Source organism: Streptomyces sp. S6 (genome assembly GCF_054880855.1).
Window position 1 is genome coordinate 1 of record NZ_JBTYMC010000731.1, and the last position, 651, is coordinate 651.

A 651-nucleotide genomic window follows, 5' to 3' on the forward strand; every position below is an offset into this window, starting at 1 on the left:
CCGCCCGCGCTCGACCCCGACCCGGACGACTGGCTCACCGGCCCGCCCGGGTACCCGGCGGACCCCGACACCCACGACCGGACCTCGGCCGACGGCCCGTCCTACGACTGGTCCGGCACCACCGGGCCCGAGCCCGCGCCCGACCCGAACCCCGCACCCGTACGTGAACGGGAGCGCGCGGGCGCGGACCCCGACGAAACCCCCCGAGACTCCGAGCGGACCGAACGACAAGGAGGCCCCACGCGATGACCACTCCCGAGACGGGTGACAACACGGCCTGGGTGCTGGCGCCGATTCTTGAGGTGCCGCAGGTGATCGCGGCCGTCATGCTGACCCGCGACGGCCTGGTGACCGGGTACACGGACGCGCTCACGCAGCCGTCCGCGGAGCGGGTCGCGGCGATCACGAGCACCGTGCAGGGCGCCTGCCGCACGGCCGCGGCGGCGTTCGCGGACGCCGAGCGGGCCGTGGTGCGGCAGGTGGTGATCGAGTCGGACCTCGGGTACGTGCTGATCGTGCCCACCGCGCACCAGACGTGTGTCGCCGCGTACGGCAGCGCGGACGTGCGCCTGGACCTGCTGGCGCACCGGGTGCACTCGCAGGTCGCGCGGCTCGGCGAGAAGGCCATGGCGGCGGCGCCCCGAGGAGCCG

General features: G+C 75.4%; 1 protein-coding gene and 1 pseudogene. Both read left to right on the plus strand.

Features of this window, described 5'->3' with window-relative positions:
- A pseudogene (locus tag ACVNF4_RS36745) lies at positions 1-249 on the plus strand (hypothetical protein); the annotation flags it as partial.
- A partial coding sequence (locus ACVNF4_RS36750) for a roadblock/LC7 domain-containing protein (protein WP_461807138.1) occupies positions 246-651 on the plus strand: 406 nt, incomplete at its 3' end. The pseudogene ACVNF4_RS36745 and the gene ACVNF4_RS36750, both read left to right, overlap by 4 nt.